Annotated in this window: 6 protein-coding genes; all 6 read right to left on the reverse strand. The window is 66.9% G+C overall.

All coding sequences use genetic code 11. From position 1 onward, the window contains the following. Positions 1 to 204: 204 nt before the first annotated feature. Positions 205 to 327, reverse strand: a complete 123-nt coding sequence (locus QZX93_RS05920) for a hypothetical protein (protein WP_295386148.1) — start codon at positions 325 to 327, stop codon at positions 205 to 207. A 37-nt stretch (positions 328 to 364) separates the two neighbouring features. Continuing rightward, on the reverse strand, positions 365 to 610 hold the full coding sequence (locus QZX93_RS05925) for a hypothetical protein (RefSeq protein WP_295386150.1): 246 nt from the start codon (positions 608 to 610) through the stop codon (positions 365 to 367). A 294-nt stretch (positions 611 to 904) separates the two neighbouring features. Beyond that, positions 905 to 1,444: a hypothetical protein gene (locus tag QZX93_RS05930; protein WP_295386152.1), complete on the reverse strand. Its 540-nt coding sequence runs from the start codon at positions 1,442 to 1,444 to the stop codon at positions 905 to 907. A gap of 150 nt (positions 1,445 to 1,594) precedes the next feature. After that, positions 1,595 to 2,977, reverse strand: a complete 1,383-nt coding sequence (locus QZX93_RS05935) for a TldD/PmbA family protein (RefSeq protein ID WP_295386154.1) — start codon at positions 2,975 to 2,977, stop codon at positions 1,595 to 1,597. Then, positions 2,970 to 4,511 (reverse strand): TldD/PmbA family protein, encoded by a 1,542-nt coding sequence (locus QZX93_RS05940; protein ID WP_295386156.1) that lies wholly within the window; start codon positions 4,509 to 4,511, stop codon positions 2,970 to 2,972. Before QZX93_RS05940 ends, QZX93_RS05935 begins: the two co-directional genes overlap by 8 nt. A 49-nt stretch (positions 4,512 to 4,560) precedes the next feature. Continuing rightward, positions 4,561 to 4,698, reverse strand: coding sequence for a hypothetical protein (locus QZX93_RS05945; RefSeq protein WP_295386157.1), 138 nt, complete (start codon positions 4,696 to 4,698; stop codon positions 4,561 to 4,563). Between the last annotated feature and the right edge of the window lie 206 nt (positions 4,699 to 4,904).

The raw sequence follows: 4,904 nt of genomic DNA on the forward strand, positions 1-4,904 counted from the left end.
AAATCCCGCGACACCGTCGCCGCCACCATCCAGCGCCTGGCACGCAACGTCCGCCTGGTGTTCGACTACCTGGGCATGACCGAAAATTCCCGCCGTCGGCGGGGACGGCCAGCCACGGCGGGCTAGAACGGATTTGCCGTGTTCGGGTCTGCGGCCGGCCTTGACGAAAACCACCGGGACGGTCAATTGCGTATTCTCATGCGGTCAGGATGACCATGGATTGATCAAGTCCACCCCGGTGGGGAAGAAATCGCCCGTGTCTCTGGTCGCAACGGGCATGCCGCGGTCCAGCGCGATGGCCGCGATCTGACCGTCGCCCACCTTCACGGTGCGCCCTCCGAAAGGACGTTGGTATCAAGCAGGATCACAGGTCAACGACCGGCTGGGCGCGATCCTGCTGCGCGATGAAGACGTCGATGTCGTCTCCCGGCGCGACAAGCTCCATCAAATCGTATGGAAATGCCGCTTGATGCCGGAGAGTGGATTGCTCGGTGGCCCGATCAAGCAAGCCTTTGACGTAGGCTTCGAGACTGCGCCCGCTCGCCTGGGCCTGCTCCTTGAGCTTCGTCTTCGTATCTTCGGACAGATTGCGGATGGTGAGGCTTGCCATGGTTCGTACCCCCGGTTGGATCGCGTCAGGAGATGATTGCGCGTCGCCGTCGCCGTCGCCGTCGCCTACGCAACCGGCCCGTCGCGAGCCGGGGTAGCGGGGGCAATCCGGCGGCCGATCATTGGTCGCCCGGTGCCGGGCTCGACGTAACATTGATGGCGAAGATCCGCGCCGGACGGGGCATTCGCCCCGCCCGAAACCGTCTAAAACGGTTCGCAAAGCCGCTATGCCCACCGGTCCCCGAAACATTCGGGACGGCTACGCAGCTTTTCGGAAACCGCCTGATGTCGGCGCTCAGTCGCCGTCTTTACCGGTGAACATGACGCCGCTCACATGCCCCTTGGCATCGCTCAGACAGGACCAGGGCGCGGTCGCCTTAGGTACCTTGACCATGACCGAGATCCCCGATTCGGCGGTCGAGACGTCCTGCACCGACAGCTTGCCGCGCGGCAGGTTGACCGTCTTCGCGACCGCGGCCAGGCACGCCTGTTCGGCGGCCTTGGTGCCGCTGGCGGCCGTATGCGGCGCGGGCGCGCCGGACGCGGACTCGGACGCGCTGCAAATGCCGTTGGCGCCGTGCTTGCCGGTATAGCTCACCGTCGCCGCGCCGTCCGCGCTCATCGAGATCGATAGCGTCACGCCCGACCCGGTGGCCTCGTAGTAGTCGGCATTGACCTGCTTGAGCTTGGTCTTTTTGCCGTTGATCCAGACCGGCCCGCCCTGGTCCGCATGGACATTGAGGTTTTCGGGACAGACGACATTGAGCGTGGGGATGCCGGCCTGTGCGGCGCCCGCACAGAGGAGCATGGCGGCGGCGATCGATCCTGTTTTCATGGGGCTCGTCTCCTTGGTGGTTTCAGTACTGGGGTTTATCCAAAATCCGGGAATTGCTCACGCCAAGACGCCAAGACCGGCGCGTCGGCGATCGCGCGCCGGCCTTAGGTCTGGCCCTCTTGCATGACGAACGCATGGCAGGCGGCTTCATCAGGCCCCACTGAACTGCACGTTCTCGAACACCAGCGAGGGCGTCAGCAGGGCGGCATAGGGGAAGGGGTCGTTGCCCACCTCGACCAGGCTCGCAAACAGTGCGGGCAGGCTGCCGGTGACGATCATGCCGACCACGGGCTCGGCGATCTCACCATTGCGGATGATGTGGCCGTCGAGTCCCTGCGAGAAGGCGCCGGTGGTCGGGTCGGCGTTGCCGCCGGCCCAGCCGGTGACCAGGATGCCGTCGCCGGCCGCGCGCACCAACTCGACCAGGGTGCGCGTGCCGGGCTGGACGACCCGATTGGAGGGCTCGCCGGTGGTGATGGGGAGCCGCGCCTTGGCGCCGTAATAGGTGTCGGCATAGGCAGCCTTGGGGCGGCCTTGCTCGACCAGGACCAGGCGGCGGGCGGCGATGCCTTCCCGGTCGTAAGGGCGCGACCCCAGTCCGCGCGGGCGCAGCGGGTCGTCGACGATGGTGAGCTTGTCGCTGAAGGCCGGTGTGTCGATCAGGGCCGGCCAGAAGGACTGCCCTTGCTGGATGTTGGCCGCCGTGGCGGACGCGAGCAGGTCCCGGATCAGCGTGATCGCCGCCCGCGACTCGACCACCATTGTGGTCTTGATCGTCGGCCCCTGGCGGCCCCCCAGGCGCGCCCGCGCCCGCGCAAGGGCACCTTCGGCGATGCGCTGCGCGCTCGGCAGATCGCCCAGGTGCAGACAGTCGGCACTATCGCCCCCCTCCGCGCGGCGCTCGCTCTGCTGCGCGCCGGTGCCTTGATCGCGCATGGACAGGTTCACGCCCAGCGACGTGGTGGTCTTGGCGTAGCCGCGGCCGAAGCCGTTGGAACTCGCGTTGGCGATGTGGATCTGGCTGTCCTCGGCGGTGCTAGTGGCGGAGATCAGGCGCGGCTCGGCATGGACCAGGGCGTCCATCTCGCGACACCATTCCAGTCGCTGCCCGCTGTCCAGACGCGCGATCGCCGGGTCTTGCAGTTGCAGGACATCGCCCGTGTCGTCGACTGGAAACAAGGCGGGCGGCGTGATACGCCGGTCGGGGTCCGCCTGGAGTTGGCGGGTCAGCGGCACCGCCTCGCGGATAAACTCGCGCAGCCGCGGCTCGCGCAGGTCGGTGGTGGAATAGACCCCGTAGCGCCCGCCGACATAGAGCTTGATATCGAGTGCGCGCGTAGTCGCATCCGACACCGTTTCCGGTTTACCGTCGCGAAACTGTAAGCTCACGCTGCGCTTCTCGACGGCCGTGGCCCAGGCGTCGTCGGCCCCCGCGGCGCGGGCCATCTCCACCGCCTGCCGCGCACGCGCCAGCAGCGCCTCGGCAGCCGGAGCCTCGTTCTGGGTCTGGGTTTGGGTGCTCGGCTCAGACATTTTCGCCTCCGACGGTCATGCGCGAGACCAGGGCCGAGGGCATGCCGATGGAGACCGGCACGCTCTGACTGTACTTGCCGCAGATCCAGCCGCCGGGGTCGAGCTTGAAGTCGTTGGCGACCATGGTGATGCGCTTGAGCGCCTCGGGGCCGTTGCCGATCAAGTTCACGTCTTTGATCGGGGCGGTGATCTTGCCGCCCTCCACCAGCCAGCCGTTCTTGACATAGAAGGTGAAATCGCCGGGGCCGATGGCGACCTGACCGCCGGTGAAGGTCTCGGCGACGATGCCGCGGTCGATGGCGGCGACGATCTCCTCGCGCGTATGGGGGCCGTTCTCCATGAAGGTAGTCGTCATGCGCGGCAGGATCGGGAAGCGATAGGACTCGCGCCGGCCGGAGCCGACGTGCGCGACGCCGTCCCGATCGATACCGTAATGGCGGGCCGAGAGGTTGTCGTGCAGATAGGACTTGAGGATACCCTTCTCCACCAGGGCCGCCCGGCCCGTGGCGTTGCCCTCGTCGTCCATGTTGAGCGTGCCGAGCTCATGCGGCAGGTTGCCCTGATCGACCACGTTGACGAAGGGCGCCGCCACCGGCTTGCCGATCATGTCGGAGTAGATGCTGGTGCCGATGCGGTTGAAGTCGGCCTCCATGCCGTGACCGATCGCCTCATGCAGCAGCACGCTGCTCGCGCCCGCGGCCAGCATGACGGGCATCTCGCCGGCCGGCGGCCGCTTGGCGTCGAACAGCACCAGGGTGCGCGCCACCACCTCGTCCACCTGCGCCTTGAGGCGCCCGTCGGTGTAGAAGCTCAGTCCGTCCCGCGCCCCGAGCGAGCCCAGGTTGCTTTGGGTCTTGGCGCCGCGCTTGGCCGTGACCATCAGCCCCAGCAGGACGCTGGGCCGCCGATCCACGAGCAGGTGCCCGTCGAGCGTCGCGATCAGCACCCGCTCGTCGGTATCGGTCAATTGCACCGTGACCTTGTCGATGGCCGGATCGGCGGCACGCACCAACGCCTCCACTTTCTGAATCAGCGGCAGCTTCTCGTCGAGCCCGACCTCGGACCAGGGGCGCTCAACCGGATAGAGATCGCCCTGACGCCGGGGGTCGAAATGCACCGGGACAGGCGCCCGCGCGCCGTTCGCAATGGTCGCGGCGACGCGGGCGGCGCGCAGCATGGACTCGGGGGTCAGGTCCTCGGTGAAGGCATAGCCCGTTTGCCCTGCGACCACGACGCGCAGTCCGACCCCCTGGGCGATGTCGCTCGACGCCTGACTGGCCAGCCCGTCCTGCATCCGGATGAGGTTGGTGCGCTTGTGCTGGAAGTAGAGCTCGGCGATAGCGGCCCCGTTGGCCGTCAGCTCGGACATCACCCGGCGGATCAGTGCCTCATCGATGCCGAACCACTCGAGGAATGGATTGGCGGGCGCGGGCTGGGTCAGGTCCGTGGCATTGGGCGCGGCGCCCAGGAACCTGGGAAGGGCGACACTCGCTAGACCGGCACTGCCGGTGGCGAGAAACTGGCGGCGGTTCATGCGAATCGGCTCTCCTGGGTTGCTTCGGGGTTGCTTCGGGATGGTCGCTTCAGGATTGGGATTGGTCGGCGTTCATGATGTTCAAGGCCACGCCGGTGGTCCGCTTGGCCAAGATCCGGGCAGCGGCGATCAGGAGCGTCGTGCCGGCGATGACGACGGTCATGCCCTTGGGCGACACGGCGAACATGGAGCGGCGATCGGCGGCCTTACTGGTCGGAAAGCGCGTCGGAAAGCGCGATGAACAGGGGGCTTAATCTCGACTTTGGCCATTTCAGGGAGTCGAGGCCAGTTGATCCAGCACGCATTGCCAGTCCTGGCGGGAAATGACGAGGGATTCCGGGTCTGGGGTTGATGTGACGAAATTCGACGCGGCCCAGCTGGTGCGGCGCACCA

Source organism: uncultured Thiodictyon sp., from assembly GCF_903946935.1.
Taxonomy (GTDB): Bacteria; Pseudomonadota; Gammaproteobacteria; order Chromatiales; family Chromatiaceae; genus Thiodictyon.